A 26,975-nucleotide genomic window follows, 5' to 3' on the forward strand; every position below is an offset into this window, starting at 1 on the left:
GATTTATCCCAGCAGTTGCAGTTCACCACCCACCGGGATTTGCGGTGCGTGTGCGTTGTTGGTGATCACGAGTTCGACGCCGTCGCCCTGTTTCTGCCATTGGCCAGATACCAGCGGCGTTTTGGACACGTTTGGCACCGGGCCGTTCGACCAGTTCACATCGCCCACGATGGTGGACATGTTGGTACCTTTGATCGCGGCGGCAATCGCCTCTGGGTCGTCCAGATCGTCAGCGCGGCTGATGGCGTTGGCAATGACTTCGAACAGGGCGTGTTTAAAGCCGATGGGTTGCGTCCATGGACGGCCCGTTGCGGCGGTGAACCCGTTCGCCAATTCGCCTGCCGTCGTTCCGGTGAGCGAGGATGCAAATGGGTGGTTCGGGGACCACCAGATTTCGGTCGTCAGGCCGATCCCGCGATCACCCAGCGCCGCGATGGCGGAGGGGAAGAGCAGTGCCTTGCCAATGGTCGCAACCTTGGGGTTGAACCCTTGCTGTGCCGCCTGGCTCCAGAAGGTGCCGAAATCCGGGGGGATCATCACGCCGGTGATGATCTCGCATCCGGCATCCTTGAACGCGGCGATATAGTTGGAAAAGTCGTCGTTGAGCGGCTGGAACCGGCCCGGATCGACCAGTTCGAAACCTTGTGCCTCAAGCGCCGGGGGCAGGCCGAGTTTGGCGTCACCCCATGCGTTGCCGTCTGCGTCGTTGGGGAACAGCCCGCCGACCTTTTTGGCCACGCCGCTGTCATTCCAGAGGCCGGTGAAATTGGCGATGACGTCTTCGAGGCCCCAGAAGAAGTGGTAGGTGTATTGGAACCCTTCGGCGGGATTGCCGCCCCGGCCAAAGAAATAGGGCTGCCATGGTGCGTCGGTGGTGACGCAGGGCACTTCGTTGATCTCGGCCTGATCTGCCACGGGGTTTGTTGTGTCCGGTGTGGCAGCGGCTGCGATGATGTCGACTTCGTCGGAGAGGATCAGTTCGGCGGCCACTTCGGCGGCGCGGTTGGGGTTAGACTGGCTGTCCTTCTTGATGATCTCGATGTTGTAGGATTTGCCGTTGTTGGTCACCCCACCGGCAAAGTGAGCGCGCAATCCTTCGAGGATGTAGTCATCGGCCTCGGCGAACCCGGCCAGAGGGCCAGTCGATGGTGTCACAAAGCCAACCTTGATTGTCGGATTGGCGGCATAGGCCCGTGTGGCTGTCAGGATTGCGGGTGTCGCAACCGTGGCGGCAAGACCGCCCAGAACGTGGCGGCGTGTGGTTCCAGTTTTCATATCTCTCCTCCCTGAGAAATCGTTTCGATGATCGGCGCAGTGTTGTTGGAAACGGTGCGCGTTGCCTCTTTTTGAGGCGATTGGTTTTGGGCTATCATATTCACTTTTTGATCATGATGCCGTTTCACTTGGGGAATATACCTTTGCGTTATGTTGTTTCTCTGTGCGTGAGGATCGCATCGAGGTCGTTGAGATGGCGTGCAATCCGCGCTTTGGTCTTGTCCAGGTCGTCGCTGTTCCAGTCACGCAGACCGGCCCCGGCCGCCATGCCGCTGCGGCCATCATCGAGCATCCGTTGCAAGAGCGGGGATGGCGCGTCGCTGGTATCGAGATCGAACAGCACCTGACGGTGGATGTCTTGTGTCAGCTCCAACCCGACAAGGTCCGCGTTTTCCAAAGGACCCAGCACAGCCATGCGACGTCCAAAACTCGCCTTGACCACGTCATCCACAGCCTGCGCCGTGCAAACCCCGTTTTCCACCAGGCTGATCGCCTCGCGCCACAACGCGTGTTGCAGGCGATTGCCGATAAAGCCTGGGACGTCCTTTTCCACCAGCACCGGGGTTTTGCCCGCATCCGCCAGCAGGTCGACCATCGTGTCGGCCAGATCGCCGTCGGTCCATTCGGTTTTGATGACCTCGACAAGCGGAATCATGTGCGGGGGGTTCCACCAATGCGTTCCCAGCGCGCGGTGTCGCGTGGTCAGTGCGCCCATGATTTGGGTGATCGGGATGACTGATGTGTTGGACGCCAGAATGGCGGTGGCGGGTGCGTGGGCCTCGACTTCGGCAAAAATGGATTGTTTGAGGGCCAGCTTTTCAGGCGCGGCTTCGAACACAAAACTGGCGTTCTGGACGGCGCTGGCGATGCCGTTGCACAGTTCGATCCGTTTGAGTGCTTTGGCGACGTCGGGGTCTGATGCGCCCAGCAATCGCAGGCTGTCGGACACCCGTTGCGGCACGCTGGCCAGAACATCCGCGACCGGGTCGGTGATGGTGACGTAGTGCCCGGCACGGGCAAAGGTCAGTGCTATGCCGTGGCCCATGAGGCCTCCGCCGATCACCGCAATCTGTTGGTTCTTGACCATCGTTCAGCCCGCCGTATAGCCGCCGTCGGCATAGAGGATGTGACCAGTGTAAAAATCTGACGCTTGAGACGACAGGAAGAGAAGGGGACCTGCGAGGTCCTCGGGCTCGCCCAGCCGTCCTTTGGGCACGCGGGTCAGGAACCCGTCGCGCACGGTTTTGGCGGCGTCCGTATCCTCGAACATCCACGCCGTGAGCGGGGAGCGGAAGACCGTGGGCGCAATGGCGTTGACGGTGATGCCGGTAGGGCCAAGCTCGCATCCCAGCGCCTTGGTAATGCCGTCGACGGCGGCTTTGGACGCGCAATAGGCGGTGTAGCCCGCAGGGTGGCCCAGCAGGCCGCGGGCGGAGGACATCAAGACGATCTTGCCGCCGTCGCCTTGGGCTTGCATCTGGGCGCTGGCAGCGCGCGCCATCAGCCAGCTTTGGGTGACATTGGCGTCCATGACGTTTTCAAAGGTGGACGGCTCCATATCTCCGATCCTGGCGACCTTGTTCATGCCCGAGGCCACGACCAGAATGTCGATCCGCCCGTATTTGGCCACCGTTTCGGCGACGAGCGCAGCACAGGCGTCTTCGCTGTCGGGGCGGGCGTTGATTTGGTGGGTGTCGCCGGTGCAGGTGTCTGCGACCTCAGCCATGGCGTCGGCATTGCCTGCGGCCAGCACGACCTTGCAACCCGCGCCCGACAGACACCGGGCCGCGACCGCGCCAAAGGCGCCGGATGCGCCGGTGATCAGCGCGACCTTGCCCGAGACATCAAAGAAGGAAAGCGGATTGTCGAGGCTCATGGCCGACCTCCTTGGGGGTAGGGGATGACGACCAGCATCTTGCAGATGTGGTTGCTGCGGTTTTCGATGGTGCGGATTTCGCCGGCGGGGATGGTACAGCTGTCCATGGCGGACAGGACCGTTTCGGTGCCGTCAATGGTGACGGTCATCTCGCCCTCGAGCACGACATAGACCTTTTCAAACAGCGTCGCGTCTGGACCGGCGCCGCCGCCGGGCAGGAACTGCGAAAAACCGACCCATTGGTTTTCCGGGCCACCGTCTTCGAACCCTTGCAGCCGCAAGCCGGTGACGCCCCAGTGATTGGGCGCCTCGTAGGGTGTGGCATCTTCAAATCGTTTGACAAGCATGTCGGGTCTCCTCCCAGAGGTGCGCGGGAACCGCGCACCTTTCCCCGGCGCCGTAGGGTGCGCGCTTGGCGCGCACCGTTCCTTAGAACGTCTCGCCCGCCTCGATGCGGTAGGCTTGATCCTTGTCCATCATCGCGACCAGTCGGATGATGCACCCGTCGCCGCGATCCCAGTTCCAGGGGAAGAACGCAAAGGTCACGCGCTTGCCCGTCACCCGGTCCAGATCGCCGCCCACGTTCTCGATGCCCAGAATGCCGTTCTTGAACAGTTTCTGGTGCACCGGCTCCCATTCGGGGAAATCCACCTCCCACGGGGTGCCGCCGGACCATTCGAGGTATTCCTGCTCTAGATGTGGCAGGATGGGGCCGTTGCGCTGTGGGCCGATGGCGGTGGCCAGCGGGTGGTCATTGGCCTGTGTGTCGTGGCCCACGACTTTCACACCCTTCTCGACCATCCAGTCGGCCGCCGACGGCACCAGACCGGGGCAATAGGCAAAGTAGTCGCCGTCCTCGTATTGCTTGTGCCAACCCGTGTTGATGATCAGCACGTCGTTCTTGCGGATGGCGTGGCCACAGGCTTTTTCGAGGTCGTCACCGGTGATCTGTTCCCACTTCTTCTTGGGGATATCCACGACCAGACCGGTGCCAAAGAAATGCGGCAGCGGCACTTCGTCGATAAAGGGCGTGCCTTGCACCACATGCGCCGGGGCGTCGATGTGGGTGGTGACGTGCATCGTCGTCGTAATGGTCTGGGACAACACGCCGGATTTCGCCATGTAGTGTTTGCGGTCGATCTGGACGTCCTTGAAGTACGGCCAGTTCGGGCACTGGAACCCGTAGCGGTGGCTGAGGTTCACGAACTCCAGCCCCATATCGTTGTTGTCGTTTTCCTGGAAATCGATTCCGCGAATATTGACGACCATCCGTTCCTCCCAAAAGCGGTTGCAGGTGTTCTGTATGATGGTGCGTATGTACCGCAATGCGGTCAAGCATTGATTTGAAACCCGCCGCTGCTTAGGCTAAGCCACGCCAATCAGGGGCGTATGCGACGACGGAGGCGGCAGATGGGTGGAGATATTTCTCATAAAAATCAAGGCATTCAGGTGATTTCCCGTGCGGCTGACATCCTGCGCCTTTTGGGTGAGGACACTGGCGGGCTGAGCCTGGGGCAGATTGCGACCCGCGTGAAATTGCCCCGTTCTACGGTACAGCGGATCGTTGCGGCGCTGTCGGTCGAGGGGTTCATATCAACCGAGAAGGGCTATGGGGGAATCAAGCTGGGCCCGGAGATCCAGAGCCTGGCCCAGGCCGCGGAGGCCGACATGCGCGACCGCTTGCGCCCTGTGATGAAACGCATCGCCGATGAGACTGGTGAGACCGTTGATCTGGCCTTGCTGGACGGCGACGGGATGCTGTTTGTCGATCAGGTCGTGGGCAGCCAGCGGTTGCGCACCGTGTCCAGCATTGGCGAGCGGTTCCCCCTGACCACGACCGCCAATGGCAAAGCGGCGCTTGCCGCGATGGAACCCGCACGAGCCACGCGCCTGATCCTTGATGAGCTGGACGGCAACCCGGACCGCCCTCTTGCCGATCTGCTGAGCGAGGTGCAGGCCATCCGTGACGGTGCGCTGGCGCGAGATGAAAACGAGCATACCGAGGGTGTCTGCGCGCTGGGTTTTGCTATCAGTGATGCCGCGGGCGACATCTATGCGCTGTCCACGCCGGTGCCTGCGACGCGGTACGAACGTGTCAAAACCCACCTGGAATCGGTGCTGCGCAAGCACCTGATGGGCAGCATCGACTGACATCCACCTGTCCGGCCCACCGTGTCGCACCCCGGCGCGCCCGTGTCGCAAAAGTACTGGACAGGCCTGTCCAGTTCGTCGACGCTTGACCCCAACACGCGGACTGACGACTGGGGACAGACATGAAATCGCATTACCGGGTTGTGGTGATTGGCGGCGGGGTTGTGGGGGCATCCGTGCTGTACCACCTGGCCAAGATGGGGTGGACGGACGTCGCGCTGGTCGAACGGTCGGTGCTGACGGCGGGGTCAAGCTGGCACGCGGCGGGGGGCATTCACGCGCTGAACGCGGATCCGAACATCGCGCAGCTTCAGGCCTATACCATCGACCTGCTGTCCGAGATCGAGGAAGAGTCCGGCCAGAACATCGGCCTGCACATGACCGGGGGTCTGACCATGGCGGGCACGCCGGATCGGTGGGAGTGGCTGCAATCGGCCTACCGCACGTTCCAGTCCATCGGGATCGAGGATTGCCGCCTTGTCAGCGTCGAGGAAGCGGTGGCGCTGAACCCGATCATGTCAGGCGACGGCCTCTTGGGCGGCATGTGGGCCGACCGCGAGGGGTATATCGACACCACCGGCACCGTGCACGCCTATGCCACGGCGGCCAAGAAACGTGGCGCCACGGTCATCGAACACAACCGGGTGCTTGAGCTGAACCAGACACTGCAAGGCTGGGACGTGGTGACCGAAAAGGGGACGATTTCCAGTGAACATGTGGTCAATGCCGGGGGTCTCTGGGCCAAGCAAGTGGGGCGTATGGCGGGGATCGAACTGCCGGTGTCGCCGCTCAACCACCATTACCTGATTTCCGACAGCATCCCCGCGCTCGAAGAGCTGGATTTCGAAGTGCCGATGACGGTTGACCTGGAGGGGTTCACCTATCTGCGGCAGGACCAAAAGGGCGTGTTGCTGGGCATCTACGAGATTGATCACCAGCACTGGAACATGGACGGCGCGCCGTGGGATTACGGGTTCGAGTTGCAACAGGAAGACCCTGACCGCATCGAAAAAGAGCTGATCATGGGGTTTGAACGCTATCCGGCCTTGCAGGACGTGGGCGTCAAGACATGGGTCAACGGGGCGTTCACATTCTCGCCCGATGGCAACCCGCTGGTGGGGCCGGTGCCGGGCAAGCGCGGGTATTGGTCGGCCTGTGCGGTCATGGCCGGGTTCCTGCAAGGGGGCGGCGTTGGCAAGTCCTTGGCCGAATGGATGATCCATGGAGAGCCGGAGGCGGACGTCTATGGCATGGATGTCGCGCGCTATGGCGTGTGGGCCGAGAACAAGCAGTACATCAAGGAAACGACCGGCCAGTTCTATTCCCGCCGGTTCGTGATGACCTATCCCAATGAACAGCTGCCTGCGGGGCGGCCTCTGAAAACCGCGCCCGCCTATTCGGACATGACCGCCGCCGGGTGCCAGTGGGGGCAAAGCTGGGACATGGAGGTGCCTTTGTATTTCGCACCGCAGGGGTTCGAAGAGACGCCATCGCTCAAGCGGTCAAACGCCTTTGATATCGTCGCAGCCGAGTGCAAGGGCGTGCGCGAGGGCGTGGGCCTGTTGGACATTAGCGGGTTCTCGCGGTTCGAGGTCACCGGGGAAAACGCCGAGGCGTGGTTGAACCATGTGATGGCCTCCCGCCTTCCCTCGCCGGGCCGCGCGAGGCTGGCCCCGATGCTGGGTGAGGACGGGCGGCTCAAGGGGGATCTGACCGTGTTCAACTGGGGCGATGGCACCTGGTGGATCATGGGCAGCTATTACCTGCGGACCTGGCATATGCGGTGGTTTGACGATCACATGATAGACGGCGTGACAGTCAGGGATCTGGGGGACGAGATGGCGGGGTTCTCGCTGTCCGGGCCTAAATCGAAGGCCGTGATTGAAAAGCTGACAGATGGTTCGGTGGGCGATCTGCCGTTTATGGGGTGCGGCGATTTCGACATCGGCATGCTCCGCTGCAAGGTCGGTCGGCTGTCGGTGACGGGCGAGATGGGGTACGAGATCCACTGCCGCATGGGCGACCACATCACCCTGCGCAAGACGCTGCTGGCGGCAGGCGCGGACGAGGGGATGATCGAATACGGGTTCAACGCGCTCTTGTCGCTGCGGCTGGAGAAGAGCTTTGGCATCTGGTCGGCGGAGTTCACCCAAGGCTACACCCCCGGCATGACGGGTATGGACCGCTGGATCGACTGGGACAAGACATTCGTGGGCAAGGACGCGGCGCTTGCCGAACGCGACGGCAATGGGCCGGCGCAGTTGCAAGTCACGCTTGAAGTCGATGCGGACGGGGCGGATGCCTCGGGCTACGAACCCATTTGGAAGGACGGTGAAAAGGTCGGCTTTGTCACGTCCGGCGGTTACGGACACACGGTTGGCAAATCGCTGGCCATGGCGCTGGTCAACGCCGATTGCGCGGGCGAGGGGAGCGCGCTGACGGTGCATATCGTGGGTGTGGAGCGGGACGCGCGCGTTGTGGCGGCGTCGCCCTATGATCCGGCGGGCAAGGCGATGCGCGGATGACCGACCAACCTCGGCGCAGACGTGGGCGCGGTGCCCCGCCAGCCAAGACACGGCAAACGGATTACCGCCGTCTGCGCAATCCCTTTCCGCCGATGGATGTGTTCCCGCCCGACCGCATTGCCGCCATGCACGACGCGGCGCTGGACGTGTTGGAGCGGTTGGGGATCAAGGTGCTGCTGCCCGCCGCCCGCGAAGTATTCCGCAAGGCGGGCGCGCGGGTCGATGAGGACACCGAGATGGTGCATATCGGGCGCGACATCATCGAGGCGGCGCTGGCCACGGCCCCCAAATCCTTTCCCCTGATTGCCGGGCATCCCGACCGGGATCAGGTCATGGAACTGGGGTCGATGATCTTTCAACCGGGCGCGGGCTGCCCCCACGCCACCGATCTGGAACGGGGCCGCAGACCGGGGACGGAGCAGGACTTTCGCGAGCTGATCAGTCTGACGCAGCATTTTGATGTGCTGCACATGATCCCGCCGCTGGTGGAGCCGCAGGACGTGCCCATTCATCTGCGCCACTACGCCATGACACTGAGCCAGATGGAGCTGACGGACAAGGTGCCGTTCATCTATTCGCGCGGCACGGGGCAGGTGACCGAAGCGTTCGAGATGTTGCAGATCGCGCGCGGCTTGTCGGATGCGGAGTTCGCGGCGGCATCCCATTGCTATACCATCATCAACACCAACTCGCCCCGTCAGCTGGATATCCCCATGGCGCTGGGCGTGATGGATTTCGCGCGGGCCGGGCAGATGGCGATCATCACGCCCTTTACGCTGATGGGGGCGATGGCGCCGATCACCGTGGCCGGGGCCATGACGCTGTCCCATGCCGAGGCGCTGGCCGCCATTGCGCTGGGCCAGTTGGTGAACCCTGGCGCGCCCGTGTGCTATGGCACGTTCACGTCCAATGTGGACATGAAATCCGGCGCGCCGATCTTTGGCACACCGGAGCATTTCAAGGCGTCGCTGGCCGCCGGGCAACTGGCGCGGCACATCGGGTTGCCGTGGCGCTGTGCGTCCGGGTCGGCGGCGAACCTGGGCGATGCGCAGGCCGCCAACGAGACGCAGTTCGGGACCTGGGGCTGTCTGCTGGCCGGGGCCACGGTGACGCTACACGCGGCCGGTTGGCTAGAGGGCGGGCTGTCGGTGTCCTATGAAAAGCTGATCACGGATGTCGAGGTGTTGCAGATGGTGGCCGAGTTGTGCACCGCAACAGCCGCAGACGATACGGACATTGCGCTGGATGCGCTGGAGGAAGTACAGCCGGGCGGACATTTCTTTGGCGCGGCGCACACGATGGAACGGTATCAGACCGAATTTTACGAACCTGTCGTGGCGGACTTTGCCAATATCGGCACGTGGGAAGAACGCGGCAGCGTAGACGCAACGCACCGCGCCACCGATATCTGGAAGGGGATTTTGCGCGACTTTAAACCACCACCGAATGACGCCGACTGTTTGGAGACCCTGCGCAAGTACATCGCGGATCGCAGCGCGGTTGGTGGCTGTGCACCGGAAAACTGATGACTGCGCCGCTGCTGCACCGGGATGACCCGGACAAGGATCCGCTGATCGGGAATGTCAAAGTCACGCGGCAGGATTGGCTGAACGCGGCCCTTGCAGCTCTCAAGCAAGGGGGCGTGGAAACCGTCAAGGTCGCGGACCTCGCGGCACGCATGCAGGTGTCGCGGTCGAGTTTCTATTGGTACTTCAAGAACCGGACAGACCTGTTGGATGCCTTGTTGCAGCACTGGCAGGACACCAACACCGCCGCCCTTGTGCAACAGGCGGATGCCCCGGCGCGCACCATAACCGAGGCATGCTGCAACGTGTTCCACTGCAATATCGACGCGCGGTTGTTTGACAACCGGCTCGACTTTGCCATCCGGGACTGGGCGCGGCGGTCTGACCGGGTCAATGCGGTTTTGAAAGCCGGGGATGCCGCGCGTCTGGATGCGCTAACAGCCATGTTTGAGCGCCACGACTATCCGCCATTGGAGGCGACGGCACGCGCGCGCGTCATCTATTACATGCAGTTGGGCTATGATGATGCGGACCTGGGCGAAACGCTGGAACAACGGCTGTCGATGGTGCCGGGGTATCTGGTGGCCTTTACAGGCAGCACCGCCAGCGCCGAGGAAATCGCCGCGTTCAACGATTTTGCCCGCACGGTGACCGGTTAAAGGGTGCCTTGACCGCCTTGCGACTTGCCGCCACTCTTTCCGACGATGATCCGGGAGGGGGTTTCGTGCGGACACAGGTGGTTATTGTCGGTGGCGGCCCGTCTGGTTTGTTGCTTGGGCTGCTCTTGCACAAGGCTGGCATAGAAACCGTCGTTCTTGAACGGAAATCCCGCGCATATGTTCTGGGCCGTATCCGCGCTGGTGTGCTGGAACGTGGCCTTGTTGGGTTGATGCGCGAGGCGGGCGTAGACGCGCGCATGACCGCCGAAGGGTATGTCCATGACGGCACCTTGATCGCCTATGACGGGGATATGTTTCGGGTCGATTTCACCAAACACACAGACGCCACTGTGTTGGTCTATGGGCAGACCGAAGTCACGCGCGACCTTTATGCCGCGCGAGATGACATCGGTGCGAAGACCCATTTTGAAGTCGAGAATGTGGTGATCGAAGACGCGGACAGCGACCACCCTTTTGTTGCGTTTCGAGAAGGCGGGGTCGATCAGCGGATCGACTGTGATTTCGTGGCGGGGTGCGACGGCTTTCACGGGGTCAGTCGGAAAACGATCCCGGCTGATGTGCGCCGGGAATATGAGAAAGTGTACCCGTTTGGATGGCTGGGTATCCTGTCAGAGACGCCACCGGTCAACGATGAACTGATCTATGCCAATTCCGACCGCGGGTTTGCGCTGTGTTCGATGCGCAATGCCAACCTGAGCCGATATTACATCCAGTGCGATGCCAGTGACAGCGCCGACAACTGGTCAGACGACGCGTTCTGGACCGAGTTGCGCAAACGCATCCCCGCCGCGGCGGCTGACAGTCTGGTGACGGGGCCAAGTATTGAAAAGTCGATCGCCCCCTTGCGCAGCTTTGTCACGGAACCGATGCGGTGGGGTCGGTTGTTTCTGTGTGGCGATGCCGCGCATATCGTACCGCCGACGGGGGCCAAGGGGCTGAACACGGCGGCCAGTGATGTGCACTACCTGTATCAGGGTCTGCGCCAGTTTTATGCGGAGGGCGATGCGGCCGGTCTGGATGCGTATTCGGCACAGGCGTTGGCCCGTGTATGGAAGACCGAGCGGTTCAGTTGGTGGTTTTCCAATCTCATGCATCATGCGCCCGGACAGTCCGATTTTGACAAGAAAATGCAGCTCGCCGAGCTCGCGTTTTTGCGCGACAGCCCCGAAGCGCAGGCATCTTTTGCATTAAACTATGTTGGTCTGCCGTACTAAGGGATACCTCGGGAATCGCTGGCATTGCGTGGAAACCTGTCTTTTTTCGACACCGAAAAGTCTGGGATGCGGCGTTGGCTGTTGATTCTTTTTAGGTTGGGCGTGATTATGACGTTCAGGTGAAAACTGCAGTAAACGCGTCGGAACCGTCCGCATTTGCAAGAATCGTATGCTTCTTTGCCCGATTTGTATTTGCAGCAAAGGCGGCAATTCCGCACCGTTAGGACCACAGAGAACAACGCATCTGTGATTTCTGGGAGGAAAAACATGAAATCTCTAATGAACACGGCCCTCGGCCTGTCGCTTGTTGTTGCCGGTGCAACAGCCGCGTCTGCCGGTGAGCTGACGATTGCGACCGTGAACAACGGTCACATGATCGAAATGCAGAAACTGACGCCCAAGTTCGAAGAAGCCAACCCTGGCATCACCGTGAACTGGGTGACTCTGGACGAAGGCACGCTGCGTAGCCGCGTGACCACGGACATCACCACCAAAGGTGGCCAGTTCGACATCATGACAATCGGCATGTACGAAGCTCCGATCTGGGGTTCGCGCGGCTGGTTGGAGCCACTGGATTTCGGCGCTGACTATGACGTCGACGACATCCTGCCCGCCATGCGCGGTGGCTTGAGCCACGAAGGCAACCTCTATGCTGCACCGTTCTACGGTGAGTCCTCGATGATCATGTACCGCAAGGACCTGATGGACGCGGCCGGCATGGAAATGCCCGACAACCCAAGCTGGGGTCACGTTGCTGACGCAGCTGCAGCCATGACCGACAAAGACGCCGGTCAGTACGGCATCTGCTTGCGCGGCAAGCCAGGCTGGGGCGACAACATGGCGTTCCTGACCACAATGGCCAACAGCTTTGGCGCGCAGTGGTTCAACGAAGACTGGACGCCTGCTCTGGACAGCCCTGCGTGGAACCACGCTGTCAACTTCTACGTTGACCTGCTGAACAACTATGGCCCTCCCGGTTCCTCGGCCAACTCGTTCAACGAGATCCTGGCGCTGATGAACGAAGGCAAGTGCGGCATGTGGATCGACGCGACAATCGCCGCTTCGTTCCTGACCAACGAAAACATGGCATACGCACAAGCACCGCAAGCGGTCACCACACGTGGTGCAAACTGGCTGTGGGCATGGTCGCTGGCGGTTCCGTCGGGCACCAAGCAAAAAGAAGACGCCATGAAGTTCATGGAGTGGGCCACGTCCAAAGACTACATCGAGCTGGTTGCTGAAACCAATGGTTGGGGCGCAGTTCCGACAGGCACACGTCAGTCGACATACGACAACCCCAACTTCCAGGCCGCTGCTGCGTTCGCAGATGCGGAGCTGAAAGCGATCCTGTCGGCACAGCCTGAAAACTCGACGCAGAACCCGTCGCCTTACGTTGGTGTTCAGTTCGCTGCGATCCCCGAGTTCCAGGCCATCGGTACAGCCGTGGGTCAGCAGATGACAGCCGCTTTGGCTGGTGACATCTCGGTCGAAGAAGCGCTCGCCAATGCACAAGAAGCGGCCGACCGTGAGATGAAGAAAGCCGGCTACTACTAAGTAAGCCTCGTGCTCACAAGCCAGCCAACGTTCCGGGGCGCCATTTGCGCCGCCCCGGAACCCCCAAGACACCCGCCCCTCGCACATCAGGAATGTTCAGATGAACCCGGCACTTGTCAGGTGGCTTCAGGCCCCGAGTATTGTCCTCTTGCTGATCTGGATGATCGTCCCCCTCAGCATGACGATCTACTTCTCCACGATCCGCTACAATCTGCTCTATCCCGAGCGTAAGGGTTTCATCGGGCTGTCGAATTACGAATTCTTCTATACGGACCCATCGTTCTTTCCGGCGCTGATCAACACGCTGGTTCTGGTGGGCTCGGTTCTGGTTATCACCGTTGTCCTTGGTCTCGCTGTCTCGCTGCTGATTGACCGCCCGTTCTGGGGCCGTGGGGTGGCGCGTGTGATGCTGATCTCGCCCTTTTTCATCATGCCGACCGTGTCGGCGCTGGTCTGGAAGAACATGCTGATGGACCCCAACAACGGTCTGTTTGCGGCACTTGCCAACGCGTTGGGTATGACGCCGATTGAATGGTTGCAGGATCTACCACTTGCCTCGATCATCATCATGGTGAGCTGGCAGTGGACGCCCTTTGCCATCCTGATCTTTATGACGTCGTTGCAAAGCCAGGACCAGGAACAGAAAGAGGCCGCCACGCTGGACGGTGCCGGGTTCTGGTCGCAGTTCTTTCACCTGACGCTGCCGCATCTGGCGCGCCCGATTTCCATCGTGATCCTGATCCAGATGATCTTTCACCTCGCGATCTTTGCCGAAATCTTTGTGACCACCAGCGGTGGCCCCGGCGTGCAGTCGACGAACCTCACCTACCTGATCTACATCCAGTCGCAGCAAGCGTTCGATGTGGGCGTGGCCTCGGCCGGTGGTGTGTTTGCAATCATCCTCGCCAATATCGTTGCGATCTTCTTGATCCGCGCGATTGGCAAAACGCTGACGGTGTAATCCCATGACAGACAAGCAACGCGATATCTGGAAAAACCGCATCGCCGTGTTCTTTGCGTGGGTGGCGGCTTTGCTCTTCTTCTTTCCGATCTTCTGGATGGTCCTGACCGGGTTCAAAACCGAAAACCAGGCCATCGCCATTCCCCCGCTGCTGTTCTTTGAGCCGACGCTGGAGAATTTCACCGAGATCAACGAGCGGACCAACTACAGCAAGTTCGCATTGAACTCGATCATCACGTCCTTTGGCGGCACGCTGCTGGCACTGCTGATCGCGATCCCGTCGGCCTATGCCATGGCGTTCAACCCCGGTCGCTGGACCAAGGACATCCTAATGTGGATGCTGTCCACCAAGATGCTGCCTGCGGTTGGCGTTCTGATGCCGATCTATTTCCTGGCGCAGAACTCGGGTCTTTATGACACCAAAGCTGTGCTAGTCATCATCTATGCGATGATCAACCTGCCGATCGTGATGCTGATCCTGTTCAACTACTTCCGCGAGATCCCCAAGGAGATCCTTGAGGCGTCGCGCATGGACGGCACGTCGACGTTCAACGAGATCCGCCAGGTGGTGATGCCGCTGGCGTGGGGTGGAATTGCGTCCACGGCGCTGCTTTCGATCATCCTGTGCTGGAACGAGGCATTCTGGTCCATCGTTCTGACCACCACCGACGCCAGCACGCTGACCGCCTTTGTCGCGTCGTTCCAGGCACCCGAGGGCCTGTTCTGGGCCAAGGTGTCGGCGGTGTCGACACTGGCCTGCGCACCCATCGTGGTCTTTGGCTGGCTGGCACAGAAACAGCTGGTGCAGGGCATGACTTTCGGAGCGGTGAAGTAATGACCCTCGATGCGGCACCCACAGACCTGACAGGCAAGGTTGCCCTTGTCACCGGCGCTGTCGGTGGCATCGGGGCCAGTGCTGTCGCGCATTTTGCCGCGCTGGGCGCGCAGGTGTACGCGACTGACATTGCCGACACGTTTGACGGCGACGCGACCTATCGAAGGTTCGATCTGCTGGACGATGCCCAGCTGGGCGCGTGTTGTGACTGGGTGGCCGAGATCAAACCCGACATCCTGTTCAACAACGCTGCGATTTTCGCCATGGGCAGTGTGATCGATTCCGGTGATCTGAACCAATACGACCGTCTATTCGGGGTGAATGTCCGGGCCTTTTACGCCGTCATGCAAGCCGCCGCGAAATCCATGGTGGCCGAGGGTAAGCCGGGATCGATCATCAACCTCGCCTCGCAGGCGGGGCACCGGGGTGAGGCGCTTGTCGCGCACTACTGTGCCACCAAGGCGGCCGTGATCAGCTATACCCAATCCGCGGCCCTTGCGCTGGCGCCACATAAGGTGCGCGTGAATGCGATCAGCCCAGGTGTGATCGACACGCCCATGTGGGGTGAGGTCGACGCGCTCTTTGCCAAGTTCGAGAATAAGGCGCCGGGCCAAAAGAAACGCGAAGTCGGCGAAGCCGTGCCCTTGGGATACATGGGTGCGCCGGACGACGTGGCGCGTGCCGCCGTTTTCCTGGCATCAGACCAATCTGCCTACATGACCGCCCAGACCATCGGTGTCGATGGCGGCAACGTGTTGAGGTAGTCCGATGTCGATCATGCAACCCGAAATCGAAATGGTCGACCGCAGCACGCGGTCCATCCGGTATCTCGAACACGGGTGGCCATCCGAGCTGTGCCGCTGGCATGCGCATGAGGAATGCGAGTTGCATTTGATTGTGGCCTCGCGCGGCAAGGCGTTTGTGGGCGACTATATCGGTGACTTCAAGGCGGGCGATCTGTTCATGACCGGGCCAAACCTGCCGCACAATTGGGTGACGGATCAGGTGTGGTCCGAACCGCTGGCCACGCGCGACATGCTGGTGCAGTTCAGCCATGAAAGCGTCGAAAAGCTGGCCGAAGGGTTCCCTGAGTTTTCGCAGGTGCTGAACATCCTGCAGATGTCTCAATCGGGCATTCAGTTCGAGGGTTTCAACCCGACGTTTGCCCGCGGCCACATGGAGGCAATCCGGGACAGCAAAGGTGCAGAGCGGATTCTGTCCTTTGTCCGGTTCCTTGTGCGCCTGAACGAGCATGCGGAAAAGAAAATCCTGTCTGCGGCCAAGTTGATCCAGCCGCAAGGCGGCAGCAAACACGCCCGCATCGGGCAGGTCATCGACCACGTGATCAAGAATTTCCGCGAAGAGATTTCCGTGGCGCAGGCGTCTGAATTGGCGGGCATGACGCAGGCTACGTTCAGCCGGAATTTTCAGGCTGTCACTGGCCATGGATTTGTTGATTTCGTCAACCGAGTGCGTATCGGTCAAGCCTGTGGGATGCTCTATGCGTCCGACGATCAGGTGACAGCCATCTGCCACAAGGCAGGGTTCAAGAACCTTGCAAACTTCAACCGGCATTTCCTCAAACTCAAAGGCATGACCCCGTCGGAGTACCGGGATACGGCCCGCAAGGACCTTGCCCCAGCGATGGGTTCCACATCATGAACAGCGCGGCAAAAACACATATCGCGGCGACGCGTTACGATCGGGCCGCATGCGCGGTTGGGGTCGTACATCTGGGGTTTGGGGCGTTTCATCGGGCGCATCAGGCGGTCTATCTGGATGACTATATTGACCAGACAGGCGACGTGCGTTGGGGGATCGCGGCGGTCAACCTGCGTGGGTCCGAGACCCGGCAATTTGAAACCGCCGTGGCGGACATCACCCGCAATGACGGCTATTTCCTGAAATCGGTTTCGCCCGAAGGTCAGATTGACCTGCGCAAAGTGCGCAGTCACGTCGCCTTTTCGGATTGGAGCGTGGATTCGGATGCGGCCGAGGCTCTGTTGTCGGGGTCTTCTGTTCACCTTGTGACGATCACCGTGACGGAAAGCGGGTATTACACGGACCCGAACGGTGATCTGAGCACGTCAGACCCGATTATTGCGCGTGAAATTGCCGGTGGATCGCCCGAGAGCGTGTACGGCTTCCTGCGAGCGGCGTTGCACAAACGTGTAGCGAGCGGCGCCAATCCCCTGACCATCGCGTGTTGCGACAACATCCGGCAGAACGGCAAGATGTTGCGCCGCAATCTGTTGGCCTATCTCGAAGCCTGCGGAGACCACACGCTCGCGGCCTGGGTGGGAACAGATGTGGCGTTTCCCTGTTCGATGGTTGATCGGATTACACCGCGCAGCCCCTCCGAGTTGAGCGATGAATTGACCGCATTGACTGGTTCGCTGGTTGCCTCGCCGATCATGGCCGAAGACTTCATTCAGTGGGTGCTGCAAGACACAGCCGCCGGAGACATGCCTGATCTGGCGCAGGCGGGCGTTACGGTTACGGACGATGTGGACCCCTACGAAGAAACAAAGATCCGCGTTCTAAACGGTGGCCATACGGCGTTGGCCTATCTCGCGGCGCTTGAGGGTGTTGAAACCTTTGACGCGGCGATGCGTGTCCCGCATCTGAACGCCCACTTCCATGATTTCGAAACGCACGAAGTCTTGCGGGCGATCACATTGGACCTGCCATTTTCCAAGGGGGACTATCTGGTCAAGATTGCGCGCCGATTTGGCAATCGTGCCATTGGCGACACTGTCGCACGTATCTGTGCCGATGGTATGGCCAAGTTCCCGATTTTCATTCGTCCGACGCTGGCTGGATGTCTTGAACAGGGGGTCATGCCGACACATGCCATCCAAAGTATCGCAGGTTGGTATGTGTTTGCGCGGCACGTCGCGGCCGGCAAGATTCCATTTGATTACGTTGAACCCAGTTGGGACGATCTGGCAGCCATGCTTGGTTCCGACAGCTTTGTGACAAGCCACCGCCTATGGGGTGACTTGCCCGAAACATATCCTGAATTTGCCGCGGTTTTGCGGCATGAGATCACAGAATTGGAGGCGAAATGGCCGGTCTGACACTGCGCGATGTGCGCAAGAGCTATGGTGCAACCCAGGTGATGCACGGTGTCGATCTCGACATCGACGACGGTGAATTTGTGGTCTTTGTCGGCCCATCCGGGTGCGGAAAGTCGACACTGTTGCGCATGATTGCAGGCCTTGAGGATATCTCCGGCGGCACCGTTGCCATCGGGGATCGAGAGGTCAACGACGTGGCAGCATCCAAGCGCGGCGTTGCGATGGTGTTCCAGACGTACGCCTTGTATCCGCACATGACGGTCTACAAGAACATGGCGTTCGGTCTGCGGCAGGCCAAGACAGCCGAAGCCGAAATCGACCGCCGGGTCAAAGACGCTGCTGAAATCCTGCAAATCACCGACTACCTAGATCGCAGCCCGCGCAACTTGTCTGGCGGACAACGTCAACGTGTTGCGATTGGGCGGGCGATTGTGCGCGACCCGCAGGTGTTTCTGTTTGACGAACCGCTGTCCAACCTGGACGCAGCGCTGCGTGTTCAGACACGTCTGGAGATTGCGCGCCTGCACGAGCGTCTGAAAACCACCATGATCTATGTGACCCACGATCAGGTTGAGGCAATGACGCTGGCCGACAAGATTGTCGTGTTGCGAGACGGGCGGATTGAACAGGTTGGGTCGCCGATTGAACTCTATGATCGGCCAGCCAACGCGTTTGTCGCGCAGTTCATTGGCAGCCCCAAAATGAACTTCTTTTCTAGCGAGGATCTGACTGGTTCCGTCAGCACGGTGCTGGGACGGACGTTGGGTGCGGATGAACAGGTTGGGATGCGTCCCGAACACCTGACCGTCACGGACGCGGACAGCGCTGTGGTGCACGGTAAGTTGGAACTGGTGGAAAACCTTGGCGAATATGCCCTGGTGCACCTGACCACGCCAACCGGTCACGACTTTATCGCGAAAACGGAAAAACCGCCTGCAGTGGACAAAGGTGCCACCATCGGTTTCACCATTCAGCCCGATCTGGTGCATGTGTTCAACAAGGCCACTGGTCTGCGGATCTAAGCCCCTGATTTTTCAGTGTTGATGCTGAAAAGCAAAAGGCCGGGCGCGTTCAGTGCACCCGGCCTTTTTCATTTCTGTTCGACATGGTGCATGTCGTAATCGCCATTGGCAGCTACAGGTGTTGGCCGCCATTGATCGGGATTTCAGCACCGTTGATGTAGGACGACTTGGCGCTGCACAAAAAGCTGACGACTTCGGCGACTTCTTGTGGGTTGCCGAGCCGCTTCATCGGCACGTCACGCTCAACCATTTCCTCGGTGCCGGGGGACAGGATCGACGTGGCGATTTCGCCGGGTGAGACGGCGTTGACGCGCACGTTTCGGTCTGCGAGCTCATAGGCCAGTTCACGTGTCAGCGCGGATAGTGCCGCCTTGGACACGGCATAGGCCGCCCCGGCAAAGGGGTGTACCTGTGTCCCGGCGATCGAGCTGATGTTTACGATGGACCCCTGCGCTTGTTCCAGCGGATCAAGCAATTCTTGCGTGAGCAGCAGGGGTGCAATCAGGTTGATCATCTGCACCCGCTGGAACGTCTCGAGCGTCGTGGCGGTTGCGCTGAGGCGCCCACCGTCTGCGGTTTTTGGCGAGATGCCAGCATTGTTTACCAGTGCTTTCAAACCGCGTCCTGCCAATTGGCGGTGTAAGGACTTGGCCGCAGCGCGGATCGACGCCTTGTCGCTCAGATCGACCTCGATGTGTTTTACAATACCCTCGGCCCATGGGCACACTTCGGAGAATGGCGTGCGGGCAAGGGTAAAGACCTCCCACCCCGAGGTGTGAAACTCTTTGACGATCTCGTGGCCGATGCCACGGCTCGCCCCGGTGACGGCGACAGACGGTTTTTGATACGGGCTGTTTTCTGCGGCTTTGGTCATTAGAGCCTCTGTTTGGGTTGCGTCGCGCTATGCGGTCACTCTTTTCGCGGCCACGGCTTCTGTTACGAAGGTAGCGCCATTTCGCGGAAGAACACTCTGGATGTCTTTGTGTGCGAGTTTTGCAGTTGTTTTCCAGCCGCTCTAGTTTGCGCGCAGGAAGGCCAGAATGGTTTTGCGGAAATCGATGACGTTCTGCTTGTTGTCCTCGAGCTTCCTTTTCAGGATGGACCCCTCCAGCGCGGTCACAACGAACTCGCCAAGGGTTCTGGCAGGTTGGTCGTCGCGGATGCTTCCATCCTTTTGACCCAGTGAAATGCACGCCGCGACATCTGAAATCCAACTGCCATAGACGGTTTTCAATGCATCGCGGAACTGTGGTTCGTTCGCCATTTCGCTTGTGAAATTTCCAACAAGGCAGCCAGATTGGGTCACGGTAAATGCGGCCAGGTGAGCCTCGATGCGCTCAAGCGGGTTTAAAGATGTATCGTTGAGGATGGCACGTACGTCTTCTGTCCGGTGCCAATAGGCATCCAACACCGCAAGGCCCAGTTCGTCCTTGCTTTTGAAGTGGTTGTAGAACGATCCCTTGGGCACGCCTGCATGATCCACGACCGTTTGCACGCCGCTCGCGTGGTAGCCAAATTCGTGGAAAACGGCTAACCCGGATTCGACGATTTTTTCTTTGTGGCTTGGTCTTGGCATCAGTCGCTGCTTTCTGGTGGGTTGGTGTGGGCAAGAGGTCACCCACACCGGTTTTTCATCTACACTGTCTGTCTATGAAGTGACGAGAACAATTTTCCCGGTGCGCCCGCCTGCTTCGATGAGGCGATGCGCCTCTGCGGCTTTTTCCAGCGGCAATGTTTGTTCGACCACCGGTTTGAGCAGACCGCGCGCTGTCAGCGAGGCCAGCTTGGCGAGGCGGTCAGCACTTGGCGTCAAAAAGACCAAGTGGATCTCGGCATTGAAGCCCCAACCGTCATACAGGCTTTGCGGGTTTGGTTGATCCACGATGCTGACCACACGTCCGCCAGGGGCCAGAAGGCCAAGCGATTTTTGGATCGTGTCGCCGCCGGCGAGGTCAATGATGACGTCGTAGCCGCCATTTGAATGGGTGGCGAGTTGGTCCCACGCGTTAGGATCGCGATAGTTGATTGTCGTATCAGCGCCGAGGCTTTGCACGAGGTCCTGCACGTCCGCGCGGCTTGTGGCGACGACCTCTGCACCTGTCAGGCGACCGATTTGAACGGCAAAGAGGCCAACACCGCCCGACGCACCATGGATCAGGACGCGGTCACCGGCTTGCAGGCGCCCGCGTTCGATCAGGCAGACCCAAGCGGTGCTTGCCGCGATTGGCAGAGCAGCCGCGTCAACAAACGACAGATCTTTGGGTTTCTTGGCAATCAGCTGCGCTTGCTCGACGTGGTACTCGGCGTATCCGCCTTCGTTGGATAGAACGCGCGTGCTGTAAAACACGTCATCGCCCACGGCAAGCGTATCTACACCCTCGCCAATGGCGACGACCGTACCGGACACGTCCACGCCCAGTTTGTGAGGTGTGGGCATATAGGCTGCGTAGTCACCGCGGCGCACCTGGGCGTCGAATGGGTTGACGGCAGCGGCCTCTACTTTGACCAAAACCTCGCCAACACCGGGTGTGGGCTGTGGCACGTCCGTGAGTTCGAGGACCTCTGGCCCTCCGTTCTGATTTACGACGATAGCGCGCATTTCTAAATTCCGTGATTAGAATGGGAGGGGGGAGGAGGACGGGTGCCGATCTTGTCGGCACCCGTTTGGTATTGGCCGTTATCAGGTGGCGTAACGCCATTCTTCTGGCACCCAGGCATAGGATCCATCCGCGCGGCGGTCGACATAGCCAAAGGACGGGAATGGCAAGTGCGTTGCGGTCACCAAGGTGCGTTCATTGGCGGCGACGTCAAAGACCGTGCGCCGGGACTTTTTGCCGTCTTCCGCGTTCGTGTCCCAGATCGCCGAAGCGTCGGGGTTTGCAAACTGGATGGCCGCGCTGATGACGGCGTCGCCGATGATCAGAAGCGTTTCACCCGCGCTTTCGATGCGGTAGCCGGTGTGACCCGGTGTGTGGCCCGGCAGCGGGAATGCAGAGATACCGTCGCCCAGGTCCTTTTCACCTTTGAACGTGGTGATGCGGCCGTTGAACGCGCTTTTCCATTGGCGCGCAACGTCGAACCAGGGTTTCGAGATTTCGACGGCCTGTGCTTGGGCGGCTTCGCTGGTCCAGAAGTCGAGGTCGGCTTCGTCCACAAAGATTTCGCCGTTCGGAATGGTCACGCTGCCTTCTGCGGTGAAGAGGCCCGCGATGTGGTCGGGGTGAACGTGCGTGATCAAGACCTGATCAATGTCTTCGGGTTGTACCCCGATCGAGGCCAGGTTGCTTGGCAGCAAGCCTGCGTTTGGACCAAAGAGATCGCGCGCGCCGCTGTCGACGAGGATCAGCTTGTCACCTGTGTTGATCAGGTAGGCATTGACGCCGTTGCGAATGGAGCCGGCCGGTTGAAAGGCATCCGCGAGATAGCCGTCGGCCTGTTCGGGGCTGACGTTTGCCCAGATTTGGTGCGGAAGGTCGACATACCCGTCGCCTAGAACTGTGATTTCGTAGTTGCCCAGCTTGCGGCGGTACACCAGCGGCGTTTGGGTTCCGACAAGCGGTGTGGCTGCGCTGGCGGGCACAACAAGAGAGGACGTTGCGGCAGCGCCGCCGACAACTGCAGTTGCGGCTGTTGACAGGAATGCACGCCGGTTGGGGTGGTTTTGGGATGAGTCTGACATGGGTGGTCCTATGGTTTGAGTTGAGAAGGAATCTCGCTGTGGAATGTAAATATGACCGGTCGTCTTAAATTGCAATTATGAAAAGATGATATGGGTTGTAACGCTTTCGTGAGCAGGAAATAGTAAATTAAAACAGTACAATAGATGGGTATTGGTTCAAACTGTGAGGTGTCGGTGTAGAGAATATCGGCTTCGAGTTTTTCCAATTTTTGCGAGCCCCCATGGCTTGCAATGTCGTTCATCACCAATGTTGGAAGAAATTTATCGCGTCAAACGGTCCAATTTTCGGGCATCGTAGTTGCACGCGCTTGGACGTTGACTGCTAGAAGGGATGACCTGCGAATGAATATAGGGGCGTCATATTTCGAGGGAGTACCGGTTTGCCATAGCATCGAGGGTTGCTGGTACAAATATGCGGTGAAGTGGCCCATCACCGCACTGTAGATCGCGCATTCAATCGCTCAGATGGCGAGGCGGCAGAGACAAATGATGAGCCAAGCCGACTACAAGGGTGCAACAGCCAGGGGTGTTCGGTCGCCCGCGAAGTAGCGGATGGTATCCACATAATCGAACACCAGTGACACCATGATCGTCGCAAAAATCACGCCCATGATGATGCGAGGTGGGCGAGGAACGCTCGGTGCGCGCATCTTGAGCGCGAGGTGAATGGCAAGCGGCGTCCATGCGATGATGTGAGCCAAGCCGAGCAATTTGACGTAGCCAAGTTGCTGATACAGGAACATGATCCCGCCGATGCTGATTGCGCTGGCGAAGACAGAAAGAAGCGCGGTCAGCCGCGTCGATTTCCAAAAGGCCAGCGTCAATGGCAATACAACCGCGCCAAGCAGCAAGATGTTTGTCCAAATGACAACCCAAGCCGGGGCGTGCGCGGCCATTGCTTCGTTGAATGTCATGTCTAATTCCGTTTCTTGAGTACGTTTTCCAGCGGGGACGTGTGTGCCGTAACGTTGGATAAAGCGCCCTGCGCGAAGGTGAGATCGCGCAGGGCATATAGAGTCTAGGCAGCGGCCGAAGTTTTGCCGGTCCACGCATTGGCTTGGAACTGCGCGTCGAGCGGTGTTTCAGCGATGTGGTTGGTGTAGTTGGACAAGGTTTTCAAGCCCGCACCGAGGATGACATCAAGGATGTTCGCCTTGGTATAACCCGCCGCATGGAAGGCGTTGAGGTCGGTTTCGGTGACGTTGCCGCGCGTTTCATGAATGCGCGCGGTGAATACCTGCAAAGCCTGCAGTTTGGCATCTGCGATGGGTGCATCATTGCGCAGGGCTTCGACCACATCCGCGGGCACTTTCTGCATTTGAGAGACGGTCGAGTGCGCCGCCATGCAGTAAGTGCAACCGTTTTCGCGGCTGGTGGTCATAAGAACAATCTGGCGCTCGGTCGGGGTCAGATCGGTTTTCTCAAAGAGCCCGGAGAGAACGCCATAGGCTTCGACCATCGCTGGCGATTCCGCAAAAGTTGCAGTCAGGTTGGGCAAGAAACCAAAGGCTTTCTTTGTGCTTTCCAGGATTGTCTTGCTGGCGGCGGGTGCTGTTTCTTCGGTGTGTACAGTCAGGTGGGATATTGGATTTTCCTTTTGTGTAGGCTGCAAGACGCCAGCCCGCTGCAAAGGGGGTGCAACAGGACGTGCCTCAACATCGGCAGTTGGTATTGGGATTGGCGGGATGGGGGATTTGACCCTCTAGCCCTCAGTTCTTGGAGTGGGAGTCGTAGACTTTGCCGCTGATTTTCCACGCGCCGTCTTGCTTGTAGAGCACAAAGAAGTCGGTGAAGCGGTGTTCGCCCCAGTGGATGAATTCGACACGCGCTGCTGCGGCAGGGCCCGATACGTTGATCCATGCGATGTGGTGCTGAACGTCCGGCGCGGGGCCGCCTCCGGTCACAGCTCCGGCAAATGTGTCGGCGTCCATGTTGTAGTGCTCACCGTCGATAGAGCCGACGATATAGGCATGGTCGAGGAATGCGGTGCGGGCCAATGCGCCGTCACCGGATTTTGCGGACTCGATGTAGGGCTTCAGCGCCAGCTCGATTGCCTTGTATTCATCAAAGCTGTGCGCCTCGTCTGTTGTGTTTTCGATACTGAGTGCGGCGTTGGCAGTATTGGCCATGAGATATCTCCGTCAGGGTTTTTGCAGTTATCTAATTGACCTACATGTAAGTAGAGGTTTTGAAGAAAAAAAGAGTTACGGCTTCACGAAAACGTCAAGCGTACGGTCGATCATCGCGGGGTCGGATTCCAGACGTGCGAGCAGGGTCGCGCCTTCGAGGCCGCTGAGAAACTGCAATGCGCGGTCTTTGGGATTGGGGTCGTCCATTTGCGCGAACTGATCGGCGAGCCATGTGCGTAGATCACGAAAATAGAGCGACAACGCCTTGCGCACTTCGGGACTGACAGTTTCAAACTCGGCGGCAAGCATCCCGCACATACATATTTTGTTGTTCTGTATGTAGCATTTGAAATGGTTGATGAGCGCGCCGATCCGTTCCTGAGGCGTGACATAGACATGCTCAAAGCTCTTGAAGGCTTCGTTGTGCGCATCGCGCAAACGTTCGACCAGCGCCAGTGCCAGATCCTTCTTTGCTTTGAAGTGGTAGTGAATGCTCGAATTTTTCACGCCAATGGCCGCCGCCAGATCAAGATAGCTAAAGTTGTTAAAGCCCTTGGTCTGGGTAAGATCCTCAGCCAGGTCCAGGATGCGCGTGCGCGTATCGGTCATGTCCACTCTCCTTTACAACTACATGTAGGTAGGTGCTCTTTGAGTCAATTGCAAAGTGACATGTGATCCGATCAGTCACACTTGTGCTGTACATAGGAGAATTTCTGCACAGTGAACTTTTTGTGAGACGCGCCCACTTCACTATTCGAATGAACCTACATACATGAAGGTCAGTCGCAAGCGGCACCCTGCAAGTATGGAGATTCGAGATGGTCGATATCGCAACGTCAAACGCATCAGTTGTTGAAAACAGCAGCTATGGTGAAATCGCTGCCATTGAGCGCGTTCTGAAATCCACGTTCGGTCGCTCGGCGCCGACAAACGCCCGTCCGGCATCGCATGACGTCCTGGATCTCGGGATCGCGGAGTTTGTGGCAATTCCCACGCCTTGCCCGGATCAAAACCATCAGGTTTCGCTGATTGATGTCGCGGGTCCTTCGGCAGCTGCAATTGTCGAGTTCACCGACTGCAGCGGCGCGTCATTCTCCGACTTGTACGTTTTGCAAAAGCGCAACGAACAGTGGGCGATCAGCGAAAAAGTCTGGGACTCGCACGCCCATAGCTGATCCCGCGTCGCGGCATCCCAACACCTCATACCTAACCCAAAAGGACCCTCCAATGATCCGCACCAAGCACACCAGTTTTGCCCTTTTGATGGCGCTCGCCTCGATCACAGCAACCAGCCAAATGGCAACAGCGCAGAGCGCGGCAACCGCCGAAGAGGCCGCAACATTTGAGGAATACAAAGCCATCGAAGAAGCGTTGCAGCCCTACATCGTGTCCGCGCGCACGGGTGACGGCGACCTGACCCGCACAGCGTTCTACGACCACGCCCACATTGTCGGCTCCATCGGCGGCACAGTCTACAACCTGGATGCAGACACATTCGCCGCTGCGATTGACGATGGCGGCCCATCCGAAAACGTGCGCCATCACATTTCGTGGATCAACGTATCCGGACCCGCTGCAGCAGCTCGTGTCGAGTTCGTCGATTGGGGTGGCAACCGCTTTACCGATTTCTTTGTGCTCTACAAAGAAGGCGAAGAGTGGAAGATCAGTGGCAAGGTCTACAACTCCCACGCCAACAACTAGGTCCACGTTGGACCACGGGTGGCAGCCCAAGATCGCCACCCGCAGCCCGCCCTTTCACTGTGAACGAACTCATCCTGTGTCTCGGCCACAACCGGCAGATGCAGGACAAGTCCGCTCAGGTACTGGAAAGACGATACCCATGATTGATCTCTACACGGCAGCCACTCCAAATGGATGGAAAGCCTCTGTCACGTTGGAAGAGTTGGGCCTGCCCTACACCCTGAACACACTTGAGCTTGGCCAAGGTGATCAGAAGCAACCGGCGTTTCTGCAAGTGAACCCGAACGGTCGCATCCCAGCGATTGTTGATCGCGACAACGATGACTTTGCGGTTTTTGAGTCCGGCGCGATCATGATTTACCTCGCTGAGATGACAGGCAGGCTTTTGCCGACAGATGCGCGTGGCCGTTCGGAAGTTATCCAATGGCTGCTGTTCCAAATGGCTGGCGTCGGTCCGATGCAAGGGCAGGCCTATGTGTTCTCGCACAGTTTTCCCGAGAAACTGCCTGCGGTCATTGAACGGTATCTTACAGAGACACAGCGGCTTTACGGTGTGCTTGATACGCGCTTGGCGGACCGCGAATACCTCGCCGGTGATTTTTCAATCGCGGATATCGCAAACTGGTGCTGGGTGCGCATGCACGGCGCCATAGACATCAGCCTCGATGCGTTTCCAAACCTTGCACGCTGGCATGACCTGCTTGCGGAACGCCCCGGCTGCGCCAAGGGCGTTCTGATCCCCGATCAACCGCACTTCTAACTCTCCT

Annotated in this window: 28 protein-coding genes; 15 read left to right on the forward strand and 13 right to left on the reverse strand. The window is 59.2% G+C overall.

What is annotated here, in order from left to right:
- Positions 1-3: 3 nt before the first annotated feature.
- The 5 genes from Q0936_RS00935 to Q0936_RS00955 form a co-directional block, all read right to left on the reverse strand.
- Complete coding sequence (locus tag Q0936_RS00935) at positions 4-1,275, reverse strand: ABC transporter substrate-binding protein (protein ID WP_299298463.1); 1,272 nt, start codon at positions 1,273-1,275, stop codon at positions 4-6.
- 148 nt (positions 1,276-1,423) lie between these two features.
- On the reverse strand, positions 1,424-2,362 hold the full coding sequence (locus Q0936_RS00940; protein ID WP_299298466.1) for a 3-hydroxyacyl-CoA dehydrogenase family protein: 939 nt from the start codon (positions 2,360-2,362) through the stop codon (positions 1,424-1,426).
- A gap of 3 nt (positions 2,363-2,365) precedes the next feature.
- Positions 2,366-3,151: an SDR family oxidoreductase gene (locus tag Q0936_RS00945; protein WP_299298469.1), complete on the reverse strand. Its 786-nt coding sequence runs from the start codon at positions 3,149-3,151 to the stop codon at positions 2,366-2,368.
- Positions 3,148-3,498, reverse strand: coding sequence for a cupin domain-containing protein (locus Q0936_RS00950; protein WP_299298472.1), 351 nt, complete (start codon positions 3,496-3,498; stop codon positions 3,148-3,150). Before Q0936_RS00950 ends, Q0936_RS00945 begins: the two co-directional genes overlap by 4 nt.
- Positions 3,499-3,580: 82 nt before the next feature.
- Positions 3,581-4,420 (reverse strand): cyclase family protein, encoded by an 840-nt coding sequence (locus Q0936_RS00955; RefSeq protein ID WP_299298475.1) that lies wholly within the window; start codon positions 4,418-4,420, stop codon positions 3,581-3,583.
- A gap of 141 nt (positions 4,421-4,561) precedes the next feature.
- On the opposite strand from Q0936_RS00955, the gene Q0936_RS00960 reads away from it, so the two are divergent.
- From Q0936_RS00960 to ugpC, 12 genes are all read left to right on the forward strand, one after another.
- A complete protein-coding gene (locus tag Q0936_RS00960; RefSeq protein WP_299298478.1) occupies positions 4,562-5,302 on the forward strand; it encodes an IclR family transcriptional regulator in 741 nt (246 codons plus the stop codon).
- A gap of 122 nt (positions 5,303-5,424) precedes the next feature.
- Entirely contained in the window at positions 5,425-7,827 is a 2,403-nt protein-coding gene (locus Q0936_RS00965) for an FAD-dependent oxidoreductase (protein ID WP_299298480.1), read from the forward strand.
- Positions 7,824-9,353, forward strand: coding sequence for a trimethylamine methyltransferase family protein (locus Q0936_RS00970; RefSeq protein WP_299298483.1), 1,530 nt, complete (start codon positions 7,824-7,826; stop codon positions 9,351-9,353). The genes Q0936_RS00965 and Q0936_RS00970 overlap by 4 nt, the downstream gene beginning before the upstream one ends.
- On the forward strand, positions 9,350-10,012 hold the full coding sequence (locus Q0936_RS00975) for a TetR/AcrR family transcriptional regulator (protein ID WP_299298510.1): 663 nt from the start codon (positions 9,350-9,352) through the stop codon (positions 10,010-10,012). Before Q0936_RS00970 ends, Q0936_RS00975 begins: the two co-directional genes overlap by 4 nt.
- Positions 10,013-10,077: 65 nt before the next feature.
- A complete protein-coding gene (gene pobA / locus Q0936_RS00980; RefSeq protein WP_299298486.1) occupies positions 10,078-11,247 on the forward strand; it encodes a 4-hydroxybenzoate 3-monooxygenase in 1,170 nt (389 codons plus the stop codon).
- 267 nt (positions 11,248-11,514) lie between these two features.
- The gene (locus tag Q0936_RS00985) at positions 11,515-12,801 is read left to right on the forward strand and encodes a sugar ABC transporter substrate-binding protein (protein WP_299298489.1); all 1,287 of its coding nucleotides are present in this window, start codon (positions 11,515-11,517) and stop codon (positions 12,799-12,801) included.
- Positions 12,802-12,901: 100 nt separating this feature from the next.
- Positions 12,902-13,762: a sugar ABC transporter permease gene (locus tag Q0936_RS00990; protein ID WP_299139437.1), complete on the forward strand. Its 861-nt coding sequence runs from the start codon at positions 12,902-12,904 to the stop codon at positions 13,760-13,762.
- Positions 13,763-13,766: 4 nt separating this feature from the next.
- Entirely contained in the window at positions 13,767-14,597 is an 831-nt protein-coding gene (locus Q0936_RS00995; RefSeq protein ID WP_299139435.1) for a carbohydrate ABC transporter permease, read from the forward strand.
- Positions 14,597-15,361: an SDR family oxidoreductase gene (locus tag Q0936_RS01000; RefSeq protein WP_299298492.1), complete on the forward strand. Its 765-nt coding sequence runs from the start codon at positions 14,597-14,599 to the stop codon at positions 15,359-15,361. The genes Q0936_RS00995 and Q0936_RS01000 overlap by 1 nt, the downstream gene beginning before the upstream one ends.
- 4 nt (positions 15,362-15,365) lie before the next feature.
- Positions 15,366-16,259: an AraC family transcriptional regulator gene (locus Q0936_RS01005; RefSeq protein WP_299139430.1), complete on the forward strand. Its 894-nt coding sequence runs from the start codon at positions 15,366-15,368 to the stop codon at positions 16,257-16,259.
- Positions 16,256-17,677, forward strand: coding sequence for a mannitol dehydrogenase family protein (locus tag Q0936_RS01010; protein ID WP_299298495.1), 1,422 nt, complete (start codon positions 16,256-16,258; stop codon positions 17,675-17,677). Before Q0936_RS01005 ends, Q0936_RS01010 begins: the two co-directional genes overlap by 4 nt.
- Positions 17,665-18,699: a sn-glycerol-3-phosphate ABC transporter ATP-binding protein UgpC gene (gene ugpC / locus Q0936_RS01015; protein ID WP_299298498.1), complete on the forward strand. Its 1,035-nt coding sequence runs from the start codon at positions 17,665-17,667 to the stop codon at positions 18,697-18,699. Before Q0936_RS01010 ends, ugpC begins: the two co-directional genes overlap by 13 nt.
- Positions 18,700-18,811: 112 nt before the next feature.
- Here ugpC and Q0936_RS01020 read toward each other — a convergent pair whose 3' ends face one another.
- The 8 genes from Q0936_RS01020 to Q0936_RS01055 form a co-directional block, all read right to left on the reverse strand.
- Positions 18,812-19,573, reverse strand: a complete 762-nt coding sequence (locus Q0936_RS01020) for an SDR family oxidoreductase (RefSeq protein WP_299298501.1) — start codon at positions 19,571-19,573, stop codon at positions 18,812-18,814.
- 141 nt (positions 19,574-19,714) lie between these two features.
- Complete coding sequence (locus Q0936_RS01025) at positions 19,715-20,323, reverse strand: TetR/AcrR family transcriptional regulator (protein WP_299377802.1); 609 nt, start codon at positions 20,321-20,323, stop codon at positions 19,715-19,717.
- A 24-nt stretch (positions 20,324-20,347) separates the two neighbouring features.
- Complete coding sequence (locus tag Q0936_RS01030) at positions 20,348-21,298, reverse strand: NADP-dependent oxidoreductase (RefSeq protein WP_299298506.1); 951 nt, start codon at positions 21,296-21,298, stop codon at positions 20,348-20,350.
- Positions 21,299-21,379: 81 nt separating this feature from the next.
- On the reverse strand, positions 21,380-22,378 hold the full coding sequence (locus tag Q0936_RS01035) for an MBL fold metallo-hydrolase (RefSeq protein WP_299377805.1): 999 nt from the start codon (positions 22,376-22,378) through the stop codon (positions 21,380-21,382).
- 503 nt (positions 22,379-22,881) lie between these two features.
- A complete protein-coding gene (locus Q0936_RS01040; protein ID WP_299297241.1) occupies positions 22,882-23,292 on the reverse strand; it encodes a hypothetical protein in 411 nt (136 codons plus the stop codon).
- Positions 23,293-23,396: 104 nt separating this feature from the next.
- The gene (locus tag Q0936_RS01045) at positions 23,397-24,008 is read right to left on the reverse strand and encodes a carboxymuconolactone decarboxylase family protein (RefSeq protein WP_299297242.1); all 612 of its coding nucleotides are present in this window, start codon (positions 24,006-24,008) and stop codon (positions 23,397-23,399) included.
- A 79-nt stretch (positions 24,009-24,087) separates the two neighbouring features.
- Positions 24,088-24,507, reverse strand: coding sequence for a nuclear transport factor 2 family protein (locus Q0936_RS01050; protein WP_299297244.1), 420 nt, complete (start codon positions 24,505-24,507; stop codon positions 24,088-24,090).
- Between the two features lie 75 nt (positions 24,508-24,582).
- Complete coding sequence (locus Q0936_RS01055) at positions 24,583-25,116, reverse strand: TetR/AcrR family transcriptional regulator (protein ID WP_299139417.1); 534 nt, start codon at positions 25,114-25,116, stop codon at positions 24,583-24,585.
- Positions 25,117-25,325: 209 nt separating this feature from the next.
- Here Q0936_RS01055 and Q0936_RS01060 point away from each other — a divergent pair, with 209 nt between their 5' ends.
- The 3 genes from Q0936_RS01060 (at position 25,326) to Q0936_RS01070 (ending at position 26,968) form a co-directional block, all read left to right on the forward strand.
- A complete protein-coding gene (locus Q0936_RS01060) occupies positions 25,326-25,682 on the forward strand; it encodes a nuclear transport factor 2 family protein (RefSeq protein ID WP_299297245.1) in 357 nt (118 codons plus the stop codon).
- Between the two features lie 52 nt (positions 25,683-25,734).
- A complete protein-coding gene (locus tag Q0936_RS01065; protein ID WP_299297246.1) occupies positions 25,735-26,208 on the forward strand; it encodes a nuclear transport factor 2 family protein in 474 nt (157 codons plus the stop codon).
- A 139-nt stretch (positions 26,209-26,347) separates the two neighbouring features.
- A complete protein-coding gene (locus Q0936_RS01070) occupies positions 26,348-26,968 on the forward strand; it encodes a glutathione binding-like protein (protein ID WP_299297247.1) in 621 nt (206 codons plus the stop codon).
- Positions 26,969-26,975 lie beyond the last annotated feature (7 nt).

This window comes from uncultured Tateyamaria sp. (assembly GCF_947488715.1).
GTDB lineage: Bacteria > Pseudomonadota > Alphaproteobacteria > Rhodobacterales > Rhodobacteraceae > Tateyamaria.